The sequence below is a fragment of the Ruegeria sp. C10 genome (genome assembly GCF_056537805.1).
Genome location: NZ_JBQFSC010000002.1, coordinates 496,969 through 521,217 on the forward strand (window position 1 = coordinate 496,969; position 24,249 = coordinate 521,217).

Annotated in this window: 25 protein-coding genes and 2 tRNA genes; 15 read left to right on the plus strand and 12 right to left on the minus strand. The window is 57.0% G+C overall.

Annotated elements, in window-relative coordinates:
* Positions 1-71: 71 nt before the first annotated feature.
* The 3 genes from ACR0DE_RS10825 to fabI are packed head-to-tail and all read right to left on the minus strand — an operon-like array spanning position 72 to position 2,609.
* Positions 72-1,247 (minus strand): aminotransferase, encoded by a 1,176-nt coding sequence (locus ACR0DE_RS10825; protein WP_170421806.1) that lies wholly within the window; start codon positions 1,245-1,247, stop codon positions 72-74.
* Positions 1,248-1,286: 39 nt separating this feature from the next.
* Positions 1,287-1,796 (minus strand): xanthine phosphoribosyltransferase, encoded by a 510-nt coding sequence (gene gpt / locus ACR0DE_RS10830; RefSeq protein ID WP_170392980.1) that lies wholly within the window; start codon positions 1,794-1,796, stop codon positions 1,287-1,289.
* Positions 1,797-1,802: 6 nt separating this feature from the next.
* Positions 1,803-2,609, minus strand: a complete 807-nt coding sequence (gene fabI, locus ACR0DE_RS10835) for an enoyl-ACP reductase FabI (protein ID WP_480753129.1) — start codon at positions 2,607-2,609, stop codon at positions 1,803-1,805.
* Positions 2,610-2,743: 134 nt separating this feature from the next.
* Between fabI and pdxH the strand changes: the two genes are divergently transcribed.
* The 4 genes from pdxH (at position 2,744) to ACR0DE_RS10855 (ending at position 4,589) form a co-directional block, all read left to right on the plus strand.
* Positions 2,744-3,349 (plus strand): pyridoxamine 5'-phosphate oxidase, encoded by a 606-nt coding sequence (pdxH, locus tag ACR0DE_RS10840; RefSeq protein ID WP_480753132.1) that lies wholly within the window; start codon positions 2,744-2,746, stop codon positions 3,347-3,349.
* A gap of 117 nt (positions 3,350-3,466) precedes the next feature.
* Complete coding sequence (locus ACR0DE_RS10845) at positions 3,467-3,994, plus strand: cold-shock protein (protein ID WP_170392983.1); 528 nt, start codon at positions 3,467-3,469, stop codon at positions 3,992-3,994.
* 7 nt (positions 3,995-4,001) lie between these two features.
* Positions 4,002-4,469, plus strand: a complete 468-nt coding sequence (locus tag ACR0DE_RS10850; protein WP_170392984.1) for a DUF192 domain-containing protein — start codon at positions 4,002-4,004, stop codon at positions 4,467-4,469.
* 43 nt (positions 4,470-4,512) lie between these two features.
* A tRNA-Pro gene (locus tag ACR0DE_RS10855) sits at positions 4,513-4,589 on the plus strand.
* 8 nt (positions 4,590-4,597) lie between these two features.
* On the opposite strand, the gene ACR0DE_RS10860 is transcribed toward ACR0DE_RS10855, so the two are convergent.
* On the minus strand, positions 4,598-5,032 hold the full coding sequence (locus ACR0DE_RS10860; protein ID WP_170392985.1) for a hypothetical protein: 435 nt from the start codon (positions 5,030-5,032) through the stop codon (positions 4,598-4,600).
* Positions 5,033-5,576: 544 nt separating this feature from the next.
* Here ACR0DE_RS10860 and ACR0DE_RS10865 point away from each other — a divergent pair.
* Both ACR0DE_RS10865 and ACR0DE_RS10870 read left to right on the plus strand, forming a co-directional pair.
* The gene (locus tag ACR0DE_RS10865; RefSeq protein ID WP_480753137.1) at positions 5,577-9,194 is read left to right on the plus strand and encodes a vitamin B12-dependent ribonucleotide reductase; all 3,618 of its coding nucleotides are present in this window, start codon (positions 5,577-5,579) and stop codon (positions 9,192-9,194) included.
* Positions 9,195-9,737: 543 nt separating this feature from the next.
* Positions 9,738-9,983 carry an EF-hand domain-containing protein gene (locus ACR0DE_RS10870; protein WP_170405941.1) on the plus strand — a complete coding sequence of 82 codons (246 nt, stop codon included), beginning with the start codon at positions 9,738-9,740 and terminating at the stop codon, positions 9,981-9,983.
* A 54-nt stretch (positions 9,984-10,037) separates the two neighbouring features.
* Here the strand turns inward: ACR0DE_RS10870 and ACR0DE_RS10875 are convergent, their stop codons facing one another.
* On the minus strand, positions 10,038-11,582 hold the full coding sequence (locus tag ACR0DE_RS10875; RefSeq protein ID WP_480753139.1) for a trimethylamine methyltransferase family protein: 1,545 nt from the start codon (positions 11,580-11,582) through the stop codon (positions 10,038-10,040).
* Positions 11,583-11,995: 413 nt separating this feature from the next.
* On the opposite strand from ACR0DE_RS10875, the gene ACR0DE_RS10880 reads away from it, so the two are divergent.
* A complete protein-coding gene (locus tag ACR0DE_RS10880) occupies positions 11,996-12,514 on the plus strand; it encodes an outer membrane beta-barrel protein (protein ID WP_170392989.1) in 519 nt (172 codons plus the stop codon).
* Between the two features lie 17 nt (positions 12,515-12,531).
* Here ACR0DE_RS10880 and ACR0DE_RS10885 read toward each other — a convergent pair whose 3' ends face one another.
* Entirely contained in the window at positions 12,532-13,707 is a 1,176-nt protein-coding gene (locus ACR0DE_RS10885; RefSeq protein WP_170405932.1) for a pyridoxal phosphate-dependent aminotransferase, read from the minus strand.
* Between the two features lie 57 nt (positions 13,708-13,764).
* Positions 13,765-14,109, minus strand: coding sequence for an MmcQ/YjbR family DNA-binding protein (locus tag ACR0DE_RS10890; RefSeq protein WP_480753142.1), 345 nt, complete (start codon positions 14,107-14,109; stop codon positions 13,765-13,767).
* Between the two features lie 218 nt (positions 14,110-14,327).
* On the opposite strand from ACR0DE_RS10890, the gene cysS reads away from it, so the two are divergent.
* The 3 genes from cysS to ACR0DE_RS10905 are packed head-to-tail and all read left to right on the plus strand — an operon-like array spanning position 14,328 to position 18,137.
* Positions 14,328-15,728 carry a cysteine--tRNA ligase gene (gene cysS, locus ACR0DE_RS10895; RefSeq protein ID WP_480753144.1) on the plus strand — a complete coding sequence of 467 codons (1,401 nt, stop codon included), beginning with the start codon at positions 14,328-14,330 and terminating at the stop codon, positions 15,726-15,728.
* Complete coding sequence (gene cimA, locus ACR0DE_RS10900) at positions 15,725-17,359, plus strand: citramalate synthase (protein ID WP_480753148.1); 1,635 nt, start codon at positions 15,725-15,727, stop codon at positions 17,357-17,359. The genes cysS and cimA overlap by 4 nt, the downstream gene beginning before the upstream one ends.
* Before the next feature lies 1 nt (position 17,360).
* Positions 17,361-18,137: a squalene/phytoene synthase family protein gene (locus tag ACR0DE_RS10905; protein ID WP_170562603.1), complete on the plus strand. Its 777-nt coding sequence runs from the start codon at positions 17,361-17,363 to the stop codon at positions 18,135-18,137.
* A 2-nt stretch (positions 18,138-18,139) separates the two neighbouring features.
* On the opposite strand, the gene ACR0DE_RS10910 is transcribed toward ACR0DE_RS10905, so the two are convergent.
* Complete coding sequence (locus ACR0DE_RS10910) at positions 18,140-19,366, minus strand: MFS transporter (RefSeq protein ID WP_223118012.1); 1,227 nt, start codon at positions 19,364-19,366, stop codon at positions 18,140-18,142.
* Between the two features lie 98 nt (positions 19,367-19,464).
* On the opposite strand from ACR0DE_RS10910, the gene ACR0DE_RS10915 reads away from it, so the two are divergent.
* From ACR0DE_RS10915 to ACR0DE_RS10925, 3 genes are read left to right on the plus strand one after another with little or no spacing between them, the layout of a single operon-like run.
* The gene (locus tag ACR0DE_RS10915) at positions 19,465-20,097 is read left to right on the plus strand and encodes a DNA-3-methyladenine glycosylase family protein (protein WP_170392996.1); all 633 of its coding nucleotides are present in this window, start codon (positions 19,465-19,467) and stop codon (positions 20,095-20,097) included.
* On the plus strand, positions 20,094-20,759 hold the full coding sequence (locus ACR0DE_RS10920) for an alpha/beta fold hydrolase (protein WP_170392997.1): 666 nt from the start codon (positions 20,094-20,096) through the stop codon (positions 20,757-20,759). Before ACR0DE_RS10915 ends, ACR0DE_RS10920 begins: the two co-directional genes overlap by 4 nt.
* Before the next feature lie 27 nt (positions 20,760-20,786).
* Complete coding sequence (locus ACR0DE_RS10925) at positions 20,787-21,089, plus strand: putative quinol monooxygenase (protein ID WP_480753154.1); 303 nt, start codon at positions 20,787-20,789, stop codon at positions 21,087-21,089.
* 4 nt (positions 21,090-21,093) lie between these two features.
* Here ACR0DE_RS10925 and ACR0DE_RS10930 read toward each other — a convergent pair whose 3' ends face one another.
* Positions 21,094-21,519 (minus strand): VOC family protein, encoded by a 426-nt coding sequence (locus ACR0DE_RS10930; RefSeq protein WP_480753157.1) that lies wholly within the window; start codon positions 21,517-21,519, stop codon positions 21,094-21,096.
* A gap of 31 nt (positions 21,520-21,550) precedes the next feature.
* Positions 21,551-22,156, minus strand: a complete 606-nt coding sequence (locus tag ACR0DE_RS10935; protein WP_480753159.1) for an rRNA large subunit pseudouridine synthase E — start codon at positions 22,154-22,156, stop codon at positions 21,551-21,553.
* A 211-nt stretch (positions 22,157-22,367) separates the two neighbouring features.
* Here ACR0DE_RS10935 and ACR0DE_RS10940 point away from each other — a divergent pair, with 211 nt between their 5' ends.
* Positions 22,368-22,955 carry an HNH endonuclease gene (locus ACR0DE_RS10940; protein ID WP_170405905.1) on the plus strand — a complete coding sequence of 196 codons (588 nt, stop codon included), beginning with the start codon at positions 22,368-22,370 and terminating at the stop codon, positions 22,953-22,955.
* A 3-nt stretch (positions 22,956-22,958) separates the two neighbouring features.
* On the opposite strand, the gene ACR0DE_RS10945 is transcribed toward ACR0DE_RS10940, so the two are convergent.
* Entirely contained in the window at positions 22,959-23,423 is a 465-nt protein-coding gene (locus tag ACR0DE_RS10945) for a disulfide bond formation protein B (protein WP_170421771.1), read from the minus strand.
* On the minus strand, positions 23,420-23,998 hold the full coding sequence (locus tag ACR0DE_RS10950; RefSeq protein WP_170393003.1) for a YqaA family protein: 579 nt from the start codon (positions 23,996-23,998) through the stop codon (positions 23,420-23,422). The genes ACR0DE_RS10945 and ACR0DE_RS10950 overlap by 4 nt, the downstream gene beginning before the upstream one ends.
* Positions 23,999-24,143: 145 nt before the next feature.
* Here ACR0DE_RS10950 and ACR0DE_RS10955 point away from each other — a divergent pair.
* Positions 24,144-24,229 (plus strand) — tRNA-Leu (locus tag ACR0DE_RS10955).
* Positions 24,230-24,249 lie beyond the last annotated feature (20 nt).

Consider the following 24,249-nt stretch of genomic DNA (forward strand, 5'->3'; position numbering starts at 1 on the left):
TGGTTTTGTCGGCAAATGTCTGCCCAGTCGGTTGCGGCCCTGAATACGATGCGTGCAGCCGGGGGGCAAGCTTAGAAGGACAAGCCCTGCAATCGGTCGAACAATTGCGCGATACCGGCGCGGTCGAGGTTGGCAAATGCTACACGAACCTGCCGCTTTCCCGCGGAATCGCCCTCTGGCATGAACATGGTACCCGGCAAAAGCAGTATACCTGCCTCGGGTACCAGCCGCCGGGCCAATTCGTCGGAAGCGATGCCAAAGGGATGTTCGAGGTAGGCAAAGTAAGCGCCAAGTCCCAAAAGACGCCAGCCTTTGTCTTCAAGGCGTGGCATTCCTTCCGCGATGGCCGCTCTTCGGTCGAGAATTTCATCTCGTTCACCCGCAACCCATTGGGTCAAGTTCCGCATGCCCCAAAGCGCGGCAAACTGGCCGATCTGGCCGGGGCAGATTGCGACCGTGTCCAGAAATTTCTCGATCTCCGCCAACAGGGCGGGGCTGGTTGAAATCGCGCCGACACGGTGACCGGTCAGGCGGTAGGCTTTTGAGAACGAGTAGAGATGGACAAACGTATCGTCCCAACCCGATTGCTGGAACAGGTCATGAGGCGCGCCTGATCGACTGTCGAAATCGCGATAGGTTTCGTCAACCAAAAGACGAAGCCCCGTTTCCCGCGCAAGATCATAGAAGCGGCGCACCAAGTCCGCAGGGTATTCGACACCACCGGGATTGTTCGGCGTCACCAACGAAATCGCCCGTGTCTTTTCGGTGATAAGGGCGCGGGCGCGTTCCGGATCGGGAAGCAAATCATCGTCTGTGGGCAAATCAACGGTTTTTACCCCAGCCATATCCAGCCACATCTTGTGATTGAAATACCAAGGGGTCGGAAGGATCACCTCATCCCCCTGATCGGTAATTGCCGAAATCACGGCTGAAAAGGCCTGATTGCAGCCCGAGGTGATTGCGATCTGATTCGCCGTTACCTCAGCCACATAATGTGCGCTGATCTGAGCTGCGAGTTCGGACCGCAGGTCATCGTTGCCCAGAACCGGGCCGTATAGATGCGCGCTGTCCTGCTCGACCGCGAATTCGGCCATTGCTTGCCGCAGCGCTAACGGGGGCGGATCGACCGGAGCCGCCTGACTGACATTGATCAACGGACGGTCAACTGCGAACTCGACCCCGTCCAGCCAACGGCGTGCCTCCATCACCGGAGGGGCAAAGGTGGCGGCAGTGCGGGTCATTGTCATGGTGAGTCCGTGATTACAGCGCTTAGTTGAAACGCTTGATTAATCGGTTCCCCGATAGGGTTCGACATATTGCAGGGCCATGTCCCATGGGAAGAAAATCCATGTGTCCTGACTGACCTCGGTAATGAAGGTGTCTACCATCGGACGGCCCTTGGGCTTGGCGTATACGGTCGCGAAATGCGCTTTGGGGAACATCTCGCGCACCAGTTCCAGCGTTTTGCCGCTATCGACCAGATCGTCGATGATCAGAATACCGGTGCCATCACCCATCAGATCAGCATTGGGCGCTTTGAGAATTTCTGCTTCGCCCTGCGCCTGATGATGATAGGATTTCACGCTGACAGTATCGACCGTACGGATATCCAGTTCGCGGCTGACGATCATCGCGGGGGCCATGCCGCCACGTGTAATTGCCACGACCGCACGCCAAGCGCCGTCATCTGGTCCTTGCCCATCCAGACGCCACGCAAGAGCGCGCGAGTCGCGATGAATCTGATCCCAGCTGATGTGGAAGCCTTTTTCGTGTGGCAGGCGGTCCTTGGCGCTCATGGTCTGTTATCCTTTTTCAACGTCCGGCGCGTCGACGGCCTTCATTCCGACGATGTGATAGCCTGAATCCACGTGCAGATTCTCACCTGTCACTCCGCTGCTGAGATCAGACAGCAGATACAGGGCCGATTTACCAACATCATCGATGGTCACATTCCGGCGCAGGGGCGAGTTATACTCGTTCCACTTCATGATGTAACGGAAATCGCCGATGCCGCTGGCCGCGAGCGTTTTGATCGGGCCTGCCGAGATCGAATTCACGCGAATGCCGTCTTTGCCCAAATCCTCGGCCAGATACTTTACGGATGCCTCAAGGGCGGCTTTTGCAACACCCATTACATTGTAGTGTGGCATGACCTGTTCGGCGCCGTAGTAGGTGAGGGTGATCGCACTGCCGCCTTCGTTCATCATTTTTTCCGCGCGCTGCATAACGGCGGTGAAAGAGTAGACCGAAACATCCATCGTCAGGTTAAAGTTCGCGCGCGACGTGTCGACGTAACGCCCGCGCAATTCGTTCTTGTCAGAAAAGCCAATGGCGTGGACGACGAAATCCAATTTACCCCATTTCTTTTCGAGCGCGCTGAAGAGTTCATTAATTGATTCTTCGTCGCTGACGTCACAGGGCAAAACGATCTCACTGCCCAACTGCGCCGCCAATGGATCGACGCGTTTTTTCAGGGCGTCCCCCTGATAGGAAAAGGCCAGCTCGGCCCCGGCGTCGGACATGGCGCGGGCGATACCCCATGCGATTGATTTGTCATTGGCCAGTCCCATGATGAGGCCGCGTTTTCCGGCCATCAACTGATTTGACATCTTCGGTTCTCCGCCTGTCGTCGCATTGTGTTCGGTTGGTTTATGCCATTGATTGTCCTGCTTCAAGGCCATGCGCTCTTGCCCGCAGCGGGTTCTCGCCTTAGGGTCATGTTAATTGTTTCCTGGGGATGGAAATGAACGAGCATAATGGCATCTTCGCCGGGGCTGATCCGTTTGAAATCGCGGATCGGTGGCTGGCCGAGGCAGAAAAGACCGAACCGAATGATCCTAATGCGATTGCTTTGGCAACCGTGGACCCGGAAGGTTTGCCGAACGCCCGTATGGTTCTGCTGAAGGAAATCGAGAAGGACGCGTTTGTTTTCTATACGAACTATCGCAGCGCCAAGGCTCAGGAGTTGGACAGCGCCCACAAAGCGGCTTTTGTGATGCATTGGAAATCTTTGCGGCGACAAATCCGTGTTCGTGGTACAATCACCAAGGAAGATGGGCCGCAGGCGGACGCATACTACGCCTCGCGCTCGCTCAAAAGCCGCTTGGGTGCTTGGGCGTCACACCAGTCGCAACCGCTGGAAAGTCGTGCATCCCTGATGGCCGAAGTGGCTAAAGTGACCGCAAAGTTGGGTACCAACCCGCCTCGCCCTGAATTTTGGGGGGGATACCGTGTAACACCTGTCGAAGTCGAGTTCTGGGCCGATGGTGCCTTCAGGTTGCATGACAGGTTTCAGTGGAAGCGACAAAATGTCGATTCCGACTGGCAAGTGCTGAGGTTAAATCCATGACGTTCGCGTTGCGTGAAATGCAACTGTTTGCAGACAATAGCTTTTTTCAGCTTGAATTTGCGAGCCAAAACATAAACAAGAAACCCTTAACGACTTGCCTATCGTAATGGGAAAACAGTGCCAGAAGATCTGAACAGCATGTACCGCGTCCGTGGACACGTAAAATGGTTCGATCCCGCCAAGGGATACGGATTTGTTGTGTCTGACGAAGGCGGCCCGGACATTCTGTTGCACGTCAACGTGCTGCGAAACTTCGGGCAAAGCTCGGTCGCGGATGGCGCCGGCATCGAGATCATGACCCACAAAACTGATCGCGGTGTTCAAGCGGTCGAAGTGATCAGTGTTGACCCGCCTGTTCGCGCGGAAACCATGATGTTGGCCGATTTTGCCGAGCTTGATCCAACCGTGATCGGCAGCGCTCCGCTTGAGGCTGCGCGCGTCAAATGGTTCGACAAGGGCAAAGGGTTTGGCTTTGCCAATGTTTTCGGCAGCAGTGAAGATGTATTCCTGCATATCGAGGTGCTACGTCGTTCTGGGTTGGCAGATCTACAACCGGGCGAAGCGCTGGCCATGCGGGTCATTGATGGCAAGCGCGGAAGAATGGCCGCGCAGGTTCTGGCCTGGGAAGCGGCCCTGAACGACTAGGTTCTGAATGATGAGAACGGCTTTCGTACTGGCGCTCCTGAGTTTTTTGATTGGCGGGATCGCGCGGGCTGAATGCCGTCCGGATCGTGTCGAGCTTCGAAATGATCTGGCAGAGGTTCGCTTCGACGTTGAACTGGCCATCACACCGAAAGAGCGATCGCGCGGATTGATGTTTCGCGAAAGCATGCCCAACAGATCTGGAATGTTGTTTGTTTTTGATCCCCCTCAACCTGTTGCGTTCTGGATGAAGAATACCCTGATTCCGCTTGATATGATCTTTGTTGATCGCGCGGGCACTGTGACGCGTGTGCACGAAGGTGCAATTCCGGGGGATCTGAGCCCAATCGAAGGCGGCGATTCGGTTTATGCAGTCCTGGAAATCAACGCTGGCCTAGCCGAGCGTTACGCCATTCGGCCTGGATCGCAGATGCGCCACGAAGTTTTTTCGCAAGGTCCTGCAATTTGGCCCTGTTAGGGCTTTTCAAATCAGATCGGCACGTTTAGGAAGGCGCACGGTCCGGGGCGTGGCGCAGTCTGGTAGCGCACCTGTTTTGGGTACAGGGGGTCGTAGGTTCGAATCCTGCCGCCCCGACCATTTTTCCTCTACACTGGCGTTCCGCCATAATCGGTGTAGAGCTTGGAAAAATCCCTGTCCAAATCTTTGCTTTCAATAGGTATTCTAAGAGTTGAACCATCTTTCTGCGGAACCAGAAAGTACAACTCTGCGTCCACGCGATACCCGGCCTGATTCTTGGTCGAGCTCAGTCGCGTTACGATTTGCGGCAAGTTCTGCGGATAGCCGTTGAAGCTGAGAATCAAATACGCCGTTGCCTCGGGCGGCAAGGTCTCGCGGCATTCAAAGATGCTTGCGGTGGTCTTGATATACTTGTCGCCCGGCCCCGCGCAGTCGGTCCTGAAGGAATTGAAAAGGTTCTGCGGATAACCGTCGAATTGCGCGCTGCGAGATGCAGGTGGTGCTTCCTGTGATGTGCAGGACACGATTAGCGCCACAATAGTTAACAATGAAATCAAACGCATGTAGAGTAGATTTCCCATCCAGAAATGTCGTGTGATTTCAAGTATGGCACGCGCTGCGATGTCGTGACGATGATTCTCTGAACATGTCCTTAACGCGGGATCGGTTGATCAATGACCTCTAACTGTGGCGGAAAACACGAGAAATCACTCTGACACATCAAGGCGGAATGGGCTGGTCGTCCGGGACATGTCTGTGGAGGAATCGCGATGCGGCGAAATTCCGCCGGTTCAGCAAAACAGGTCAAGCTAAAAGATTCCAAAAATGACTGAAAAAGCCCGTTGACCAACTATGGGAATATACGTCAGATTGTATGGGCCGAAAGACGAGCCACTAAATCTGGTAGGCAATGACCGGAAAAGGCATCGGGCGAGGGACGGAAAGCAAACCACTATGACGTAGACCGTATTCGCGGTTCTGCGCTGTTCTAGGCAGCGTCCGGTCCCTTGCGTCTCAAATTCGTCGGTAGTGCGGGCGGCACCCCGCAGCATCAAGATTTAGTGCCGGGACTTGAAATTTGGACAGATCGAAGCTGGGGCAGCGGACATGAAGATTGAAAGAAAATTCACCAAACCGGGACAGGATGCATATGCCGATCTGGATTTTGTGTCCGCAACATCCGAGATTCGCAATCCGGATGGCACAATCGTGTTCCGTCTGGACGAGATCGAAGTGCCTGCAAAATGGAGCCAGGTGGCTAGCGATGTCATAGCACAGAAGTACTTCCGCAAGGCCGGTGTTCCTTCCAAGCTGAAGAAGGTTAAGGAAAAGGGCGTTCCCGAATTCCTGTGGCGATCGGTTCCTGCGGAAGATGCTGAATTTGATGGCGAAACCTCATCGAAACAGGTTTTTGATCGTCTGGCCGGTGCGTGGGCTTATTGGGGCTGGAAGGGCGGCTATTTCTCAACTGAAGAGGACGCGAGCGCCTATTTTGACGAGATGCGCTATATGCTGGCGACCCAGCGCGCAGCTCCGAACTCGCCACAGTGGTTCAACACCGGTCTGCACTGGGCATATGGGATCGATGGCCCGGCGCAGGGGCACCACTATGTTGACTACAAAACCGGCAAGCTAACCAAATCGAAATCCGCTTATGAGCATCCGCAACCGCATGCGTGCTTCATCCAGTCGGTCGACGATGATCTGGTCAACGAAGGCGGCATCATGGACTTGTGGGTGCGTGAGGCGCGCCTGTTTAAGTATGGCTCGGGCACCGGAACCAACTTCAGCCATCTGCGTGCAGAGGGTGAAGCGCTTTCGGGTGGCGGCAAGTCTTCGGGCCTCATGGGATTTCTCAAGATCGGCGACCGCGCCGCTGGCGCGATCAAATCAGGCGGTACAACCCGTCGAGCAGCAAAGATGGTAATCGTCGATGCAGATCACCCGGACATCGAGCAATTCATCGAATGGAAAGTGATCGAAGAGCAGAAGGTGGCCTCGATCGTTGCCGGATCGAAGATGCACGAGAAGATGCTGAACGGTATTTTCGAGGCCATCCGGTCTTGGGACGGCTCTGCCGATGATGCCTATGATCCAAACGCAAACGACGCCCTGAAAAATGCGGTTCGCGAAGCGAAAAAGGTTGCGATCCCAGAAACTTACATCAAGCGCGTTCTGGACTACGCCAAGCAGGGCCACGATAGCATTGAATTCCCGACCTACGATACGGACTGGGATTCAGAGGCTTATAGCTCGGTCTCGGGCCAAAACTCGAATAACTCGATCCGGGTGACCAATGCGTTCCTGACCGCAGTTGAAAAAGACGCGGATTGGGAACTGATCAACCGCACCGACGGCAAGGTTGCTCGTACAGTCAAAGCTCGTGATTTGTGGGAAAAGGTCGGCCACGCTGCATGGGCCTGTGCCGATCCTGGCATCCAGTTCCATGATACTGTCAACGAATGGCACACTTGCCCCGAAGACGGTGAAATCCGCGGTTCGAACCCGTGTTCGGAATACATGTTCCTCGATGACACTGCCTGTAACCTGGCGTCGATGAACTTGCTGACCTTTTTCAAGGACGGTGAGTTCCAGGCGGCGGACTATATGCACGCCTCGCGGCTTTGGACGCTGACGCTGGAAATCTCGGTGACCATGGCGCAGTTCCCGTCTAAGGAAATTGCGAAACTCTCTTACGACTTCCGCACCTTGGGTCTGGGATACGCCAACATCGGCGGCCTGTTGATGAACATGGGTTACAGCTACGACTCGGATGAGGGGCGTTCGATCTGTGGCGCGCTGACCGCGATCATGACCGGTGTGGCTTATGCGACCTCGGCAGAGATTGCAGGCGAGCTTGGCCCGTTCAAAGGATATGAGCGCAACGCAGACCATATGCTGCGCGTCATCCGCAACCACCGTCGTGCGTCGCAAGGAGTGACCGATGGTTATGAAAAACTGGCTGTTAAGCCGGTGCCTCTGGATCACGACAATTGCCCGGATAAGCGTTTGATCGATCTGGCCATGTCAGCTTGGGATGAAGCGCTGAGCCTCGGCGAAAAGAACGGTTATCGCAACGCGCAGGCCACAGTTATCGCACCAACCGGCACCATCGGTCTGGTGATGGATTGCGACACGACCGGGATCGAACCGGACTTTGCTCTGGTCAAGTTCAAGAAGCTGGCCGGCGGTGGTTACTTCAAGATCATCAACCGCTCGGTGCCTTCGGCGCTGGAAAAGCTGGGCTATTCCTCGGCTCAGATTGAAGAGATCGTGGGTTATGCGGTTGGTCATGGCACCATCGGCAACGCGCCGGGGATTAACCACACCTCGCTGACCGGTCATGGTTTTGGCCCGAACGAGTTGGCAAAAGTAGATGCCGCACTGGAAAGCGCGTTCGACATTCGGTTCGTCTTCAACCAGTGGACGCTGGGCGAGGACTTCTGTACCGGTGTTCTGGGCATCCCGGCGACCAAGCTGAATGACCCGACTTTCGATTTGCTGCGCCATCTGGGATTTACCAAGGCGGATATCGACGCGGCCAACGACCATGTTTGCGGAACCATGACGCTGGAAGGTGCGCCGCATCTGGAGGAAGAGCATTACGCCATCTTCGACTGCGCCAACCCGTGCGGTAAAAAAGGCAAGCGTTTCCTTGGGGTTGATAGCCACATCACCATGATGGCGGCGGCGCAGAGCTTCATCTCAGGCGCGATCAGCAAGACGATCAACATGCCGAATGACGCGACCATTGAGGACTGCCAAAAGGCATACGAACTCAGTTGGTCGCTGGGTGTGAAGGCGAACGCGCTATACCGCGACGGCTCGAAACTGTCGCAGCCTCTGGCCGCGGCGCTGGTCGAAGATGATGACGAAGCGGCGGAAATTCTGGAAAGCGGTTCGACGCAAGAAAAAGCTGTCGTTCTGGCCGAGAAGGTGATCGAGAAGGTTGTGGTCAAGGAAATGATCCGCAGCCATCGCGAGAAACTGCCGCATCGCCGCAAGGGCTATACCCAAAAGGCGATCGTTGGCGGCCACAAGGTCTATCTGCGGACTGGCGAGTTCGAAGACGGCAAATTGGGCGAGATTTTCATCGACATGCATAAGGAAGGCGCTGGCTTCCGGGCGATGATGAACAACTTTGCCATCGCTGTGTCGGTTGGCCTGCAATACGGCGTGCCGCTGGAGGAGTTCGTCGACGCTTTCACCTTCACCAAGTTCGAACCGGCCGGGATGGTGCAGGGCAACGACTCGATCAAAAACGCGACGTCGATCCTTGATTACATCTTCCGCGAACTGGCTGTGTCCTATCTGGACCGCACCGATCTGGCGCATGTCAAACCCGAAGGCGCAACCTTCGACGATCTGGGTCGCGGCGAAGAGGATGGTCTGTCCAACGTATCGGAAATCAGTGAAAGCGCGGCGACCAAATCCTTGGAAGTGCTGAAACAAATCAGTTCAACCGGCTATCTGCGCAAACGACTGCCGCAAGACCTGATGGTCTTCAATGGCGGACAGGCTGACGTGACGGGTATGGCCGAAACCGCAGCGACATTCGAAGCACCCGCTGAGACGGCGGTTGCGACCGGAATGGACGCCCGTACCAAAGCCAAGATGCAAGGGTACGAGGGCGATCCATGCGGCGAATGCGGAAACTACACGCTGGTGCGCAACGGCACCTGCATGAAATGCAACACTTGCGGCGCAACTAGCGGGTGTAGCTGAGTTTAGCGCCCCGGCAACCCGGGGTGCAGGGGTCGGATGCTGCCACAGTAACCGGCCCCGACGAATACGAAGCAAGGCGCTGAGACTTACCATCGATGCCTTGTTTCACTCGGCCGACATGCCCGTGTCGGCCGGGAACAGGGTGGGGCGGAATATTTGCTCCCTCCCACTCTCTCACGGGACGGGTGCGCTCGTCCCATGCGCAGTCCAGGCCGCAGGCAAAAAAACACCGGGCGGTCAACGAAATGAGCCTGGAAGGCGAAACTGACAGGGGGCTTCGGCCCCCTTTCTTTTTTCTACCCTGAGTCGTGGATTTGAGCAGGGCATTGCCGGATCATCCCGTTTGGATCGGGCAAGAGTTGCCGAAACCTGCGCGGGCGATTTCGCCCGGCAAGCCTCCGCAGATGCGACTCAGTCAAACACGCAGAGATTGGCTTGAATGCGGCCATATCAATCTGAGCGGGTGACACGCCTACAGGATGGCCTTTTTTTGGCGCTTGTCCGGACGCAAACACTCAAGAAAACGCAATCAGGAGGCATAACATGAAACCGCAAATTCTGGCCCTTATCTCAACCTTCGCACTTGGCCTGCCGACATTGGCCGTCGGCCAAAGCGCCGCCGATACCAACGGCGACGGAGTACTGACGATCGATGAAGTTCAGGCCGTCGTGCCTGACGTTGATGCCGAAGGCTTTGCGCAGATGGACGCAAACGGCGACGGTGCGCTGGATCAGGATGAGATCACCATCGCTGAGCAAGCGGGCCTGCTGCCGCCGTCCAACGGCTGATCAAGCAGGAATACTGGCGGCCCGGAAGCTCCGGGCCGCTTATTTTTCAGTGCCTTACGCGGATAAGTAAATGTTGAACTTGCCGCGAATTTCCGCGTCCAGAAGCGGGGCGAATCTGGCCGGGGATGGCACGGCGAGGATTTCTTCCTTCCGCTTCACTGCCTTTTCGATCAGGTCCGGTTTGCCAAGCTCAACCCATTCCTTCGGAGATGATCGGTCACCAAAGGTAGGATAGACGTAATCTGCCTGCATACGGCCTAGCGTCGCATCGGTGCCAAGATAATGCCCAGGACCACCCATGCAGACTTCGGCCATCTGATCCAGTGCCAGCGTCTCGTCCGTGACCTCAATTCCGCGCACACAGCGCTGTGCCTGTCCGATCAGGTCATCGCTCAGGATCAGGCTCTCGTGGCAGAACCCCAGCAACGAGGCATGCATGCCTGCGGCTTCATACACCATGTTCAGGCCTGACAGCCCAGCCATGACGTTCGAACACATTTGTTCCCAACCGGCCTGCATGTCGGGCAATTTCGCGTCCGATGCACCAGCTGCGGCACCACCGGGCAGATCGTAGAACTGGTGCATTTGCGCGCAGCCAGCGGTTAACAGAGCCTGTTCACCCGAGCCGATGGACATTGCCCCAGTACGCAGGTCGAGACCAAAAGGCCAGGTGCCAAAAATCGCGGGAGCGCCGGGCTTTACGGCGTTTACATAAACCAAACCTGCCAGACATTCGGCGGTGGCTTGTGTAATCGCTCCGGCGACCGTTGAGGGCGCGGTGGCCCCGGCCATACCCGCAGACAGCAACAGAACCGGCATACCGGCCTTGATGCATTCTTCCATCACCTCGCAGCTTTCGGTGGCGAATTTCATCGGCGGTACGACGAAGCAGTTGGAGTTGGACATGAAGGGCCGCTCGCGCCACTTGTCTTCTCCGCCTGCGATCATGTGCAGCATTTCGATGGCGGGGGCGACGTGGCTGGGCTCTGTGAACGACGTACCGATATGTTTGAACGTGCCAGAAGTGGTAGCGTAGACCGTATTCAGGTCCATCTCGAGGTTGTCCGCAATGTCGCGGCACACCATGGGACGCTGAACAAAGTGAATGTTTTCAAGCTGTTCACAGATGCGAGTCGCGTCATGCAAGTCCTGCAGAGTCGAATCGCGGTATTCCTGCCCATGCACATCGACCATGCTGACCGCCGCGCCTGCGGTGCCATAATGGACGCGTGTCCCCGATAGCTCCAGATCCGACTTGCCATCCCGGCTGTGCAGAGTGATCGAGCGGTTGGCCTTGGCGATTGTGTCCTCGACCAATGCGCGCGGAAAGCGGATGCGGCCATCGTCGCCCAAGGTGCATCCCGCAGCCACGAGATAGTCGATCCCACTTTGTGGCGCATCAGCAAGGCCGATGGTTTCCAGAGCGGTCAGAGCGGCCTCGTGGATGCGTTCGATCTGTGCTTGGGTCAGAACCTTCAGGGTTCCGCCCTCCATACCAGGCCGAATCGGGCGAAGATGTTCCGGAAGAGCTGACGCACGGGCGGCACGACGCGCGGCGCGGCCACCGCTGCGGGATGAGTTTCGGGTTTGTTCGTTCATGTGTGTGTCCGGTCAAAAAAGTACGTTGTGGGTGAGTGTACCTAGACCAGTGCTGGCCGTCCTCGTGCCGCACGACCGCGATCCGCACCAATGGTGCGGCTGACCAGCCGAATCTTCCAAACTTCGTTATGCATCAACTTCCTCAGTCTGACGCGCCCATTGTTTCAATGCACTTCTGGACAATCTGTTCTGTTTGCGACTTTGGACTAATTTTATTGGGTCGTCAGTCAAAATGAACTGGGCGCAAATCCTCGTGACTAAATGTTTTTTTCCAATTGCGGTAAGAATCTGTTAATCTGCACGTAGTTATTTGGATTTGTACCTTAGGTTTAAGTAAATACTGGGGTTGGCTGATCAGCAGATCGCTGCCTCGGGGATGCGCCCAAACCGGCAACGGATGTTTGGAGGTCTGCATGAAGTCATTACTGGCCGCACTCGCCACAGCACTGATAACAGGTGCAGGGCAGGTTGTGGCAGAAGACTGGACAGGCGCGTACGCTGGTTTCAGCTTTGGTTATGCAGATGTTGATGGGTCCGGAGGGGCAGGCGGAAGCGGGGGCAGTTTTGGCCCGCTGATCGGATACGACTATGATTTTGGAAATTTCGTGCTTGGAGGTGAGTTGGAATATAACCGCCTGAATCTTGATCTGGGACAATCCGAAGGAAGCCTTGATAGTATGTCGCGATTGAAGTTGCGCGGCGGCTACGACTTTGGATCAGCCCTTGGCTATGTTGTCTTGGGAACCGCGCGGGCCAGTACGTCGGGTGACAGTGATACGGCAGCCGTTTACGGGATCGGTGTTGCCTATCCGCTTGGCGATCGGTTTGTAATCAGTGGCGAAGCGCTGCGGCAGAACTTCGATGATATACCGGAGTCTGGTCGAAGCCTCGACGCAAATGTGTTCAACTTGCGCACCACATTCCGCTTCTGAAACTCGGTGGTCGATTGTCATCCATCTGCCAATTGAGCGGCAAATTCGCATAGGGTCTGTAGCGATGTGACGAATTTCTCGTCATCGATTGTCATGGCCACGCGGATGTGACCTGCGGCGGCAGAACCAAAGCTCTCACCGGGCATCACAGCGATGGCATGCGTGTCCAGCAGCGCATTTGCGAACACATCGCCGCTAAGACCCGTAGCCCGGATATCCAGCATCAGATACATCGCGCCTTGCGCCGGTATTAAGGTGACGACCTGCTGCGCAGCCAGCACTTCAATCGCCAGAGCGCGGCGGCGGCGAAACGGCGCGGCGATCTTGTCTTCGAGAGGTTGTCCCACGCTCAGCGCATAGTTGGCCGCATCCTGTATAAAGCCGGGCACACCATAGGTTGTGTGTGTTGCCAAGTTGATCAGGTGGTCGATCACGCCCTCCGGAGCAACGATCCACCCACAACGCGAGCCAGTCATGGCATGAGATTTCGACATTGAACCCACGACCAGAGTGCGCTCAGCCATGCCGGGTAGGGCGCGAGGTGACAGGTGTTCACCCTCCCAAACCTGCGTATCGTAGACTTCATCGGAAATCAGCCATAGATCGCGGCGCTGACAAACCTCGGCGATGGCAGAAAGTGTTTCGGCGGAATAGACCACACCAGTTGGATTGTTTGGGGAGTTTATCAGCAGCGACACCGCCCCGCCTGCCGCGCCATCGATATCGGAAGCGCGAGGTTGGAACAAATCTTCGGCGCGTGTTTCTATGCGTTTGGCTTCCGCTCCAACGCCACGGATCGTGCCGGGGTAGGTGGCATAATACGGATCCAGGTAGAGCGCGATATCGCCCGGATCGCAAAGCGCGGTGTGCGCCGCAAACAACGCGGCCTGACCGCCGGGGGTTATGATGACATTGTTGCGAGTGGTCGCTACACCTGTTCGCATTTGGACACGGGCGGCCACAGTATCACGCAGCAGATCAGTGCCCGGAACCATCGCGTATCCTGTGTGCCCGCTGCGGGCCGAACTTTCCATGGCCGACAATATTGACTGATCGGTCCGAATGTCATGCTCGCCGATCGTCAACTCGGTAACGGCATGGCCTTCGGCAATCATCCGACGCGCGCGGATGAACACCTCCCAGCCGTCTGATCCACCCTCGGTCAGATGCGTAATGCGATGCGATAGTTTCAAGGGATTCTCCCGACCGGCTATGACGCCGAATGGGGCAAAGCGCAGCAATTTTGTCAATCAGCTTCGCAGCGGCAAACTCGCCTGTATCTTCTTGGTCAGCGATGCACGGACGATATCGTATGAGGTGATCAGGCGATGTTGCATCTCGTCGGCGTCGGTTTCCCACGGCAGGCGAACCCAGCTGCGGTGAAAATACGGGGCCTTGGTGCCAATCCCTGCGTCGATCAACATCTGCGCGGTCTCAATGTCGGGTGTCTTGACCGATACACCATCCCCGACCGAACCGACGCAGGCGAACATCTTGCCGCCAACTTTCCATGCGTCGTGGCCGCCACCCCAAGGGTCCGAAAGTTCGGCACCGGGCAGGTCTGCGCATACGGAATTGACGTTATCACGGGTCATGGTGGGCAGACTGCCTCTGTGGAGGTTGAAACTCAAGGCTTGGCTCAGCATCAATCCCGTGCTAGGCAAAGCGCATGAACCGGAAAACTTGCATCATTATCTGCTGCATTACCTGCTGATTTCTCAAGCGGGCCGGTTTCTTTCGTTTTCATCTCTGAGACAAGTTGCTAAGCCCGCGCCAACGCGTGACGTATATGCTGTTTCAGGAGCACGACCCGATGACGACGATCAAACTGCACAACACAAGGACACGGACGAAAGAGGATTTCGCGCCGATCGATCCCGATAATGTGCGGATGTATGTCTGTGGTCCGACGGTCTATGATCGGGCGCATCTGGGGAACGCACGGCCTGTGGTTGTGTTCGACGTGCTCTATCGTTTGTTGCGGCATGTATACGGTGCTGATCACGTGACCTATGTGCGCAATTTCACCGACGTGGATGACAAGATCAACGCCACCGCATTGTCGCGCAAGAAGGCTGGGGCTGACGGGTCTTTGGAACAGTTGGTGCAGGAACGTTCGGACGAAACCATCGGCTGGTATCTGCACGACATGGGCGCGCTGGGGGCGTTGGAACCCAACGCGATGCCGCGCGCCACAGAGTATATCGCGCAGATGATTGCGATGATCGAAGACCTGATGGCCAAGGGGCACGCTTATGCTGCCGAGGGTCACGTGTTGTTCGCGGTGGACAGCTGGAAGGAACACTATGGTGCGCTGTCGGGGCGGTCGGTTGATGACATGATCGCCGGGGCGCGGGTCGAGGTCGCGCCTTACAAGAAGAACCCGATGGATTTTGTGCTGTGGAAGCCGTCGACCGATGAGTTGCCCGGCTGGGACAGCCCATGGGGCCGGGGGCGTCCGGGGTGGCATATCGAATGCTCGGCCATGAGCTATGAATTGCTGGGCGAGAGCTTTGATATTCACGGTGGCGGCAACGATCTGATGTTCCCGCACCACGAGAACGAGATTGCTCAGAGCAAATGTGCCCACCCGCATGGCGAATTCGCGCGTGTGTGGATGCATAATGAGATGCTACAGGTCGAGGGCAAGAAAATGTCCAAATCGCTGGGCAATTTCTTCACCGTTCATGATCTGCTTGAGCAGGGTGTGCCGGGTGAAGTGATCCGGTTTGTGTTCTTGCAGACCCATTATCGCAAGCCGATGGACTGGACCGAGAAGAAGGCGCGCGAAGCCGAGGCAACGTTGCGCAAGTGGCGGGCGCTGACAGCGGGCATCGAGCCCGCCGCCACCGCGGCACCTGCGGTCATCGATGCGCTTGCAGATGATTTGAATACGGCAGGTGCCATCGCGGAACTGCATCGTTTGGCTGCAGATGGTGATGCTTCGGCTTTGCTGGCAAGTGCGCAGGTGGTTGGACTGTTGGGGGACGATATGGGCGCTTGGGCCGAGACCGCTTCGGCTAATCTGACGTCTCATGCAGAAAAGCTGGCCGCTGCGCGCGCGTTTGCGATGCAGAGCAAGGATTTCTCTGAGGTTGATCGCCTAAAGGCGGCATATATCGCCGCTGGGCTTGAGGTTCGGATGAGCAAGGATGGTGTGGAATTGGTGCCCGGCGCCGGATTCGACGCCGCCAAGCTGGAGGGGGTCGAATGACCAAGGAACGCCTTTACCTCTACGACACCACGTTGCGCGACGGGCAGCAAACTCAGGGTGTGCAGTTCTCGACAGCCGAGAAGGTGCAGATCGCGCAGGCGTTGGATTCGCTGGGGATTGATTACATCGAAGGGGGTTGGCCCGGAGCGAACCCGACCGACAGTGCGTTTTTTGAAAGCGCGCCTGAGACGTCGGCTTGTATGACGGCGTTTGGAATGACCAAACGCTCGGGCAGGTCGGCTGAGAATGATGACGTTCTGGCGGCTGTAATGAACGCGGGAACACCAGCTGTTTGTCTGGTTGGGAAATCGCACGATTACCACGTGACCCACGCACTTGGTATCACGCTGGAGGAAAACACCGAGAACGTTCGCGCCTCGGTCGCGCATATCGTGCCGCAGGGGCGGGAGGCTCTGTTTGATGCCGAGCATTTTTTTGATGGCTACAAGGACAACCCGGAATATGCGGTTGAAGTCTGCCGCGCTGCGCTCGATGCAGGGGCACGGTGGGTGGTTCTGTGTGACACCAATGGCGGAGCATTGCCGGCAGAGGTCGGGCGGATCGTATCCGAGGTGATTGCGGCCGGTCTGCCGGGGGATCGGCTGGGCATTCATACGCATAACGACACCGAGAACGCAGTGGCGTGCTCGCTGGCTGCAGTCGATGCGGGGGCGCGGCAGATTCAAGGTACGTTGAATGGGTTGGGAGAGCGCTGTGGCAATGCCAACCTGACCGCTTTGATCCCAACGCTGATGCTGAAAGAACCCTATGCCTCGTGCTATGAGATCGGAGTGATGCCCGAGGCGCTGGCGGGGCTGACGCGCATCAGCCGGATGCTGGATGATATTCTGAACCGAGTGCCCAGCAAGCAGAGCGCCTATGTGGGCGCGTCGGCTTTTGCGCATAAGGCCGGGCTGCATGCCAGCGCGATCCTCAAGGACCCGACAACCTATGAGCATATCGATCCGGCAAGTGTTGGAAATGCGCGCATCATTCCGATGTCAAACCAGGCTGGGCAATCGAACCTGCGTAAACGTCTGACCGATGCGGGATTGGCCGTAGAAGCGGGCGATCCGGCGTTGGGACGTATCCTTGAGCGGATAAAACTGCGCGAGGCCGAGGGGTATTCCTACGACACCGCGCAGGCTAGTTTTGAGTTGCTGGCGCGGGATGAGCTGGGGCAATTGCCCGAATTCTTTGAGGTCAAGCGCTATAAGGTGACCGTTGAGCGCCGGAAAAACAAATACAACAAGATGGTCAGCCTGTCCGAAGCGGTTGTTGTTGTGAAAGTGGATGGCGAGAAGAAGCTGTCGGTAAGTGAGTCGCTGGACGAAAGCGGTAGTGATCGCGGTCCGGTGAACGCGCTCGCCAAAGCTCTGGCCAAGGATTTGGGGCAGTATTCGCAGATACTGTCGGATATGCGGCTGGTCGACTTCAAGGTGCGCATCACTCAGGGCGGGACCGAGGCGGTCACGCGCGTGATCATTGACAGCGAAGACGGGCAAGGGCGGCGCTGGTCTACGGTTGGGGTGAGTGCGAACATAATTGATGCCTCGTTCGAAGCGCTGCTGGATGCGATTCAGTGGAAACTGGTGAGCGATTGCGCCCCGCAGTCAGCGGCCGCCGAATAAGGTGGAGTTCGACGACGACATCAAGGCTTGTGCTGCGCTGGTTCATCGGGCCGATCCCGATCGCTTTATGGCTGCCATGGCCGCGCCAGTTGAGGCACGGGCAGTTTTGTTCCCGATTTATGCGCTGAACGTCGAGGTGGCCCGTGCCCCGTGGGTGACGCAAGAGAGCATGATCGCCGAGATGCGGCTGCAATGGTGGCGCGATGCCTTGCAAGAGATTGCCGAAGGTCCATCTGTTCGTCGGCACGAGGTTGTCACACCTGTGTCGCGCGTGATTTCTCCGCATCTGGCAGCGCTGCTGGATGAATATGTGGCCGTAAGGCGTTGGGATATCTATCGTGATCCGTTCGAGGATGAGGCGCATTTTGACGCCTATATTGCCCATAGCGCTGGAACATTAATGGTGGTGTCGGCGCAGGCTTTGGGTTCGGCGGATGAAACTGTTCTGCGTGATTTCGGATATGCAGCGGGGATCGCGAATTGGCTGCGCGCAATTCCCGAGCTTGAGGCACGTGGGCGCATTCCTTTGCTGGACGGAACCCATGACGGGGTTCGGGCGCTGGCGCAGAAGGCTTTGGACCAATTGGCGCAAGCGCGGTCCACCCGCAACGAGATCTCGGCACAAGCACGGCCTGCGCTCTATGCGGGGTGGCAGACGGAATGGGTGTTGCGGACTGCATTGGCCAGACCGGACCGGGTGGCCGCAGGTGCGTTGGCTCAGGGTGAAATCCGACGTCGGTTTACCCTGATGAAAACGGCAGCGACCGGGCGCTGGTAACGTCAGACGGTTTGTGGGTCCGAAGGCCTCAGAACCAGCCACAGCAGCGCGCCACCTGCAAGGGTCAGCAGCGGGATCATGGCGAGGTTTACGGCCGTCCAACCCTCAACCGCTGAACCGCCCGAGCAGTTCATCAATCCGCCAGAGGCAAGCGAAGCAAAGGTCACGCCGCCAAACACCAGCAAGTCATTCAGGCCCTGCATTCGCCCGCGTTCGTGCACTTCATGCGAGTCTGCCAACATGCTGGTGGCGCCAATGAAGCCAAAGTTCCATCCGATGCCAAGCAGGATCAGGGCGACGAAAAAGTTACCTAGATCAACACCTTGCAGGGCGACAATGCCTGCGCCGCCAAGGATTGCCAAACCGAGAGCTACGATCTTTTCGACCCCAAACCGCGCGATCAGGTGGCCGGTGAAGAAGCTGGGAATGTACATCGCCAGTACGTGGCTGGTGACGATATCCGCGGCATCACCTTCGGTATATCCGCACCCGACGACGGCCAAAGGTGTAGACGTCATTACAAGGTTCATCAGCGCGTAGGAAACCATTGCGCAGATGATCGCTACTGCGATGCGTGGAGTTTTCAGCAACTCCAGCCGCGTGCGACCTTTGGGTTCATCTTCGGTCGGTTTCGGCGGAGTAGGGATGTCGAGAAAGAAGAACAGGGCTGAGCCGATTACGTTGATCGCGATCACCGCCAGATAAGTGCCCAAAAACGGGACCACATACGCCTGCGAGGTCAGCTTGACGATCTGAGGGCCGATGATCGCCGCCGCAAGCCCTCCGGCCATGACGTATGAAATCGCCTTGGGCCGAAATGCATCAGAGGCGGTGTCTGCTGCTGCAAAGCGATAAAAGCCATGTGCGCTCATGTATATGCCGGTCAGGAAGCTGCCGATCAGGAAGATCGGGAACGAGCCGAGATAAAGGCCGTAAGCCCCGATAACGCCCCCTGCGGCACCTGCGGTTGATCCCACAAGAAACCCGGCACGGCGTCCCCAGCGTTGCATGATGGCCGAAATCGGCGTGGCCGCCAGCATTGAACCCAGAACGATCAGTGAAATCGGCAGCGTCGCAAGGCAAGCGTTGCTGGCCAGCGATTGGCCTGCCAGCCCGCCGACGATGAACATCATGGGCATCTGTGCACCCAGGATTGCCTGTGCTGCCACCAAAACGGCAACGTTGCGTTTGGCCTGACTATCGTCAGGGGTGGCAGCGATCATTGTCATGGGCGAATGGTTATCTACGATTGAGACTTGGCACAAGCGGGTTGCATATGCGGCACATCCGCCTAACGTGCGGACAAGGATCACTTATCGGAGAGCGCATGTCCGTCGGACGCATCATCGAAACACCGGACTGCGTTACCGAAGGGGCCGAGTGGTTGGCTGAGGCCTGCCCCCGGATGGCTTATGCGATGGAGCAAACCGGACCCCTGCCACTCAGGCGCAAGCCTGACGGGTTCGCCCAATTGCTCAGCGCGATTGTCAGTCAGCAGGTTAGCGTGGCCTCGGCAAACGCAATCTGGAAGAGGCTGCAGGACGCAAAACTGACCGGTCCGCGCAAGATTATGTGGGCCACTGATGATGATCTGCGCGCTGTGGGTCTCAGCCGTCAGAAAATTCGCTATGCCCGCGCCTTGGCTGAGGCGCGGATCGATTACAAAGCGTTGCGTGATGCGCCAGATGACGAAGTGGTCGCAATTCTGACCGAGGTACCGGGAATCGGTGTCTGGACTGCCGAGATTTATGCGATGTTTTCGCTGGGTCGCGCCGATGTGATTGCACCGGGCGATCTGGCCTTACAGGAAGCTGCACGCATCCTCTATGAATTGCCAGAACGACCAAAAGACAAAGAGTTACGCCAGATGGCTGAAGCATGGTCGCCGTGGCGATCGGTTGCGGCGCGGGTGCTGTGGGCCTATTACCGGGTCGCAAAAGACAGAGAAGGGATCAGATGACACGGGTTTTGAACGCGCTCAGGAAAGAGCCGGTTTCAGGCGACACACGCTCGGTCGTGGTGTTTGTGCATGGTTATGGTGCAAACGGGGCCGATCTTTTGGGGCTGGCTGATCCGTTGGGCGAGCATCTCCCGGATACGTTGTTTGTAGCTCCGGACGCGCCTGAACAGATCATCGGTATGCCCAACGGTTTCCAGTGGTTCCCGATCCCGTGGATTGATGGCTCATCCGAGGAGGAAGCCCGACGGGGTATGGAAATGGCAGTTGAGGATTTCAACGCGTTCCTTGATGCGCTGATGGTGGATGAGGATGTCCTGCCAGAGCAGGTAGTGCTGTTCGGTTTCAGCCAGGGCACGATGATGAGCTTACATGTAGCCCCGCGCCGCGAGGACCCAGTGGCGGGGATCGTAGCGTTCTCGGGACGTTTGCTGGAACCTGATTTGCTGCCGGACGAAACCGTCAGTCGCATGCCAATCCTGCTGGTACATGGCGATGCTGATGACGTTGTACCGCCGCAATCGTTGCCAGAAGCAGCTGAGGCACTTCAGGCGGCCGGGTTCAAAGAGGTTTATGCCCATATAATGAAGGGCACCGGCCACGGGATTGCTCCGGATGGCTTGAGTGTTGCGCTGGCCTTCATGCGGGATAAGCTGAGCCTCTGACTTGCGGGGCGATCTAAGGAGAGCATGATGCTGATCGTGACAGGAGTGGTCGAAGTTTCAGATGCAGGGGTCGAGAAAGCCATTGCTGCCGCGCAGGAAATGGTTGCGGAAACTCTGAAAGAACCCGGATGCCTAATCTATGAATTCAGTCAAATCCTGGGTCAGGCGACCCGCTTTCGGGTCTATGAGGAATGGCAGGATCAGGCCGCGCTTGAGGCCCATTTCGCGACCCCTCATATGGCTGCTTTTCAGGCGGCACTTGGTGAGGTCGGCGTTGTCTCTAGCGAAATCTACCGTGTGATCGGGGGCGAGAAGCAGCCGCTTCGCTGATCGATCACTCCCAAAGCCTTCCTTCCGAGAATTCGACCGAGTTGCCTGCAGGGTCTCGTACATAGAGCGACCGGGCTCCGTTGGGCCAGTCGAACTCGGCATCGACAGGGATGTTCCAGTCCAACAGATGCTTGCGCATCACGGTGATTTCATCGCGGCTCAGGACAAGGCAAACATGGCTGGGGCCACGCGCCCCATGCGGTGGGACCGGCAGATCAGGGTTGCCTGGCGGTTTCTCGGTTTCGCTGGCATTGAACAGCAACAGGACGGACCCGCCGATTCGATAGAACACATGGCGGTCGGTGACGCGCTGGATTTTCTCTAGCCCCAATATCTGACCATAGAATTCCTCGGCCGCATCTAGATCGTCGACATACAGCGCTGCTTCCAGGATGGCAGACGGGGCAGGGATATCCGGTGTTACCTTCATGCCCTAAGCCTATCACATCACGCAGTTTTTGTCACCGGCGCGGGCGGCGGTCCCGCTTGCGCGACGGTGCTGCGTCAACAGCTGGCATCGGCAGGCTTTCCCACTGACCGGGGTCAAGGCCGTCCAAAGTCCAATCTCCAACACGGGCTCGGATCAGGCGCAGAGTTGGGTGCCCGACTGCGGCTGTCATCCGGCGAACCTGACGGTTGCGGCCCTCTTTAATCGTCAGTTCAACCCAACTGTCGGGCACCGTTTGGCGAACCCGGATCGGTGGGGTGCGTGGCCACAGCCATTCGGGTTCGTCAATCAGCAGCGCCTTGGCGAGGCGCGTCAAGCCATCCTTAAGTTCAACACCTTCCCGCAACGCCTTTAGTGCCGCTGTGTCGGGAATGCCTTCGACCTGAACCCAGTATGTCTTAGGCATCTTGTGCTTGGGGTCTGATATCTGCGCCTGCAATCGCCCATTGTCAGTCAGCAGCATCAAACCCTCGCTATCCCGGTCCAAGCGTCCCGCAGGATAGACACCGGGCAGGTCGATGAATTCCGACAGCGTGCTGCGGGGCGAGTCAGAATTTGCGCGGTCGGTGAACTGCGGCAACACATCGTATGGTTTGTTGAAACGGATGAACCAGGACATGCCCCGCCATAGCTTGCAGACCACATCTGCGCAACCTGTGGATAAGTGTCACTTATCTGTTACGCATTCGGCCTAACCAATACCCGAGATGTTGTGTGAACTCGGCACTTGTCAGAGATTTAACACGATATATAGTTAACTTAAGGCCGGGGCGGGTGTTCCCCGCTCTGATGTCACAAACGGGCAGTACAGAGCGAGGAGCGATTCTGTTATGGACGGAGACTTCAGGACCGAATTTGTCAGGGAAACCGGTGCGCTCAAGCATCATCCGGCATTGGTTTTGAACGCCGATTACAGACCTCTTTCCTACTACCCGTTGTCTTTATGGCCGTGGCAGGAGGCGATCAAAGCTGCCTGGCTGGACAGGGTGGATATTGTTGCGGAATATGACGAGGTTGTCCGCAGTCCCAGTACCGAGATCCGAATACCCTCGGTCGTTGTCCTGAAAGACTATGTAAAACCCAGAAAGCGCGTGGCCTTCACGCGCTTTAATTTATTTTTGCGGGACGAATTCAAATGCCAGTACTGCGGCAGCCGTGAAAACCTGACCTTTGATCATGTTGTACCGCGCGCTGCGGGCGGGGTCACAAGTTGGCAGAATGTCGTTGCAGCGTGCAGCCCGTGCAATCTGCGCAAGGGCTCAAAATCCCTGCGACAGGCCAGAATGTCACTGAATAAACCGCCGCGTCAGCCGGATGCTGAAGCTTTGCGCAATATCGGTCGGAAGTTCCCCCCGAACCATCTGCACGAAAGCTGGATCGACTTCCTCTACTGGGATGCCGAACTGGATCAGCTATAAACCCTAGCGCGCGCGCCAGGCTGCGATCCAGATCAGGACCAGACCCGTCGAAATCAATCCATTCCAGCCCGCCATGGAAATCCCGAACATCTCCCACGGGATGTCATCGCAACGCACAAGCGGGGCGGACATGATCTGATCCATTAACTCTTCTGCACTCAGGCCGCCGATATCACCAGATGTGCAGGTCGATGGGCCTTCCCACCAGCCTTGCTCGACCCCAGCATGGTAAAACCCTATTCCCGCCGTTGTGGCCGCCGCCAGAGCGCCTAGTAGGGGCAGGGGGCGGACGCCCGGGAAGGCAAAGGCTAGAGCACCAAGAATCACTGCGACACCATGGGGATACCGCTGCCAGATGCACATTTTGCACGGCGCTAGCCCACCGATGTACTGAAAGCCCCAAGCCCCAAGTAGCAACGCGGCCGAGCCGGATGCGGCAACCAGAACCAGAAGTCTTTTGCGCGTCATAAGTATTTCACCACAAGAAAGCCGCCAAACAGCAGGATTATGAATAGGGTAAACATCAAACCCAACCGTTTTTCGATGAAGTCACGGATGGGTTCCCCAAATTTCCACAGCAGCCCGGCCACAAGAAAGAAGCGCAAGGCGCGTGCCAGGATCGAGGTGGCTATGAACGTCCCAATCGGCATCCCGGTCCAGCCCGACATGATGGTAATGACCTTATATGGGAAAGGCGTCACGCCAGCCGCCAGCACGGCCCAGAAGCCGAAATCATTGAAGCGGGTATTGAATTCTTCCATTGCGTGGGCTTTGCCCATGGCTTCCAGAACAGGCTGCCCAAGGCTTTCGTAAAAGAATGCCCCAATTGCATAACCCAATATCCCACCCAGCACCGAGGCAACCAAGGCGACCGTCGCGATCAGCCAGGCCCGCGACGGACGCGCAAGGATCATGGGAATCATCAAAACATCGGGTGGGATCGGAAAAAACGAACTTTCGACAAAAGCCACAACAGCCAGCGCCCAGAGCGCATGAGGATGTTCGGCCAGACGAATGGTCCAGTCATAAAGGGATCGCAACATGAAGAATAAGTATCCTGGTAACCGCTGCGGCAAGCCAAACCATGCACCCGACTGACCGTCAACCTCCTTCGATGAAACATTCAGGGCAGTGGTTGTTTTTTGCCTCTGGACCTTCTCTCGGTAGGGCGCTAATCCAGTGTTCGTGGCCCAAGTGGCGGAATGGTAGACGCAGGGGATTCAAAATCCCCCGCCTTCACGGGCGTGAGAGTTCGAGTCTCTCCTTGGGCACCACAGCAACTCTGAATATATTG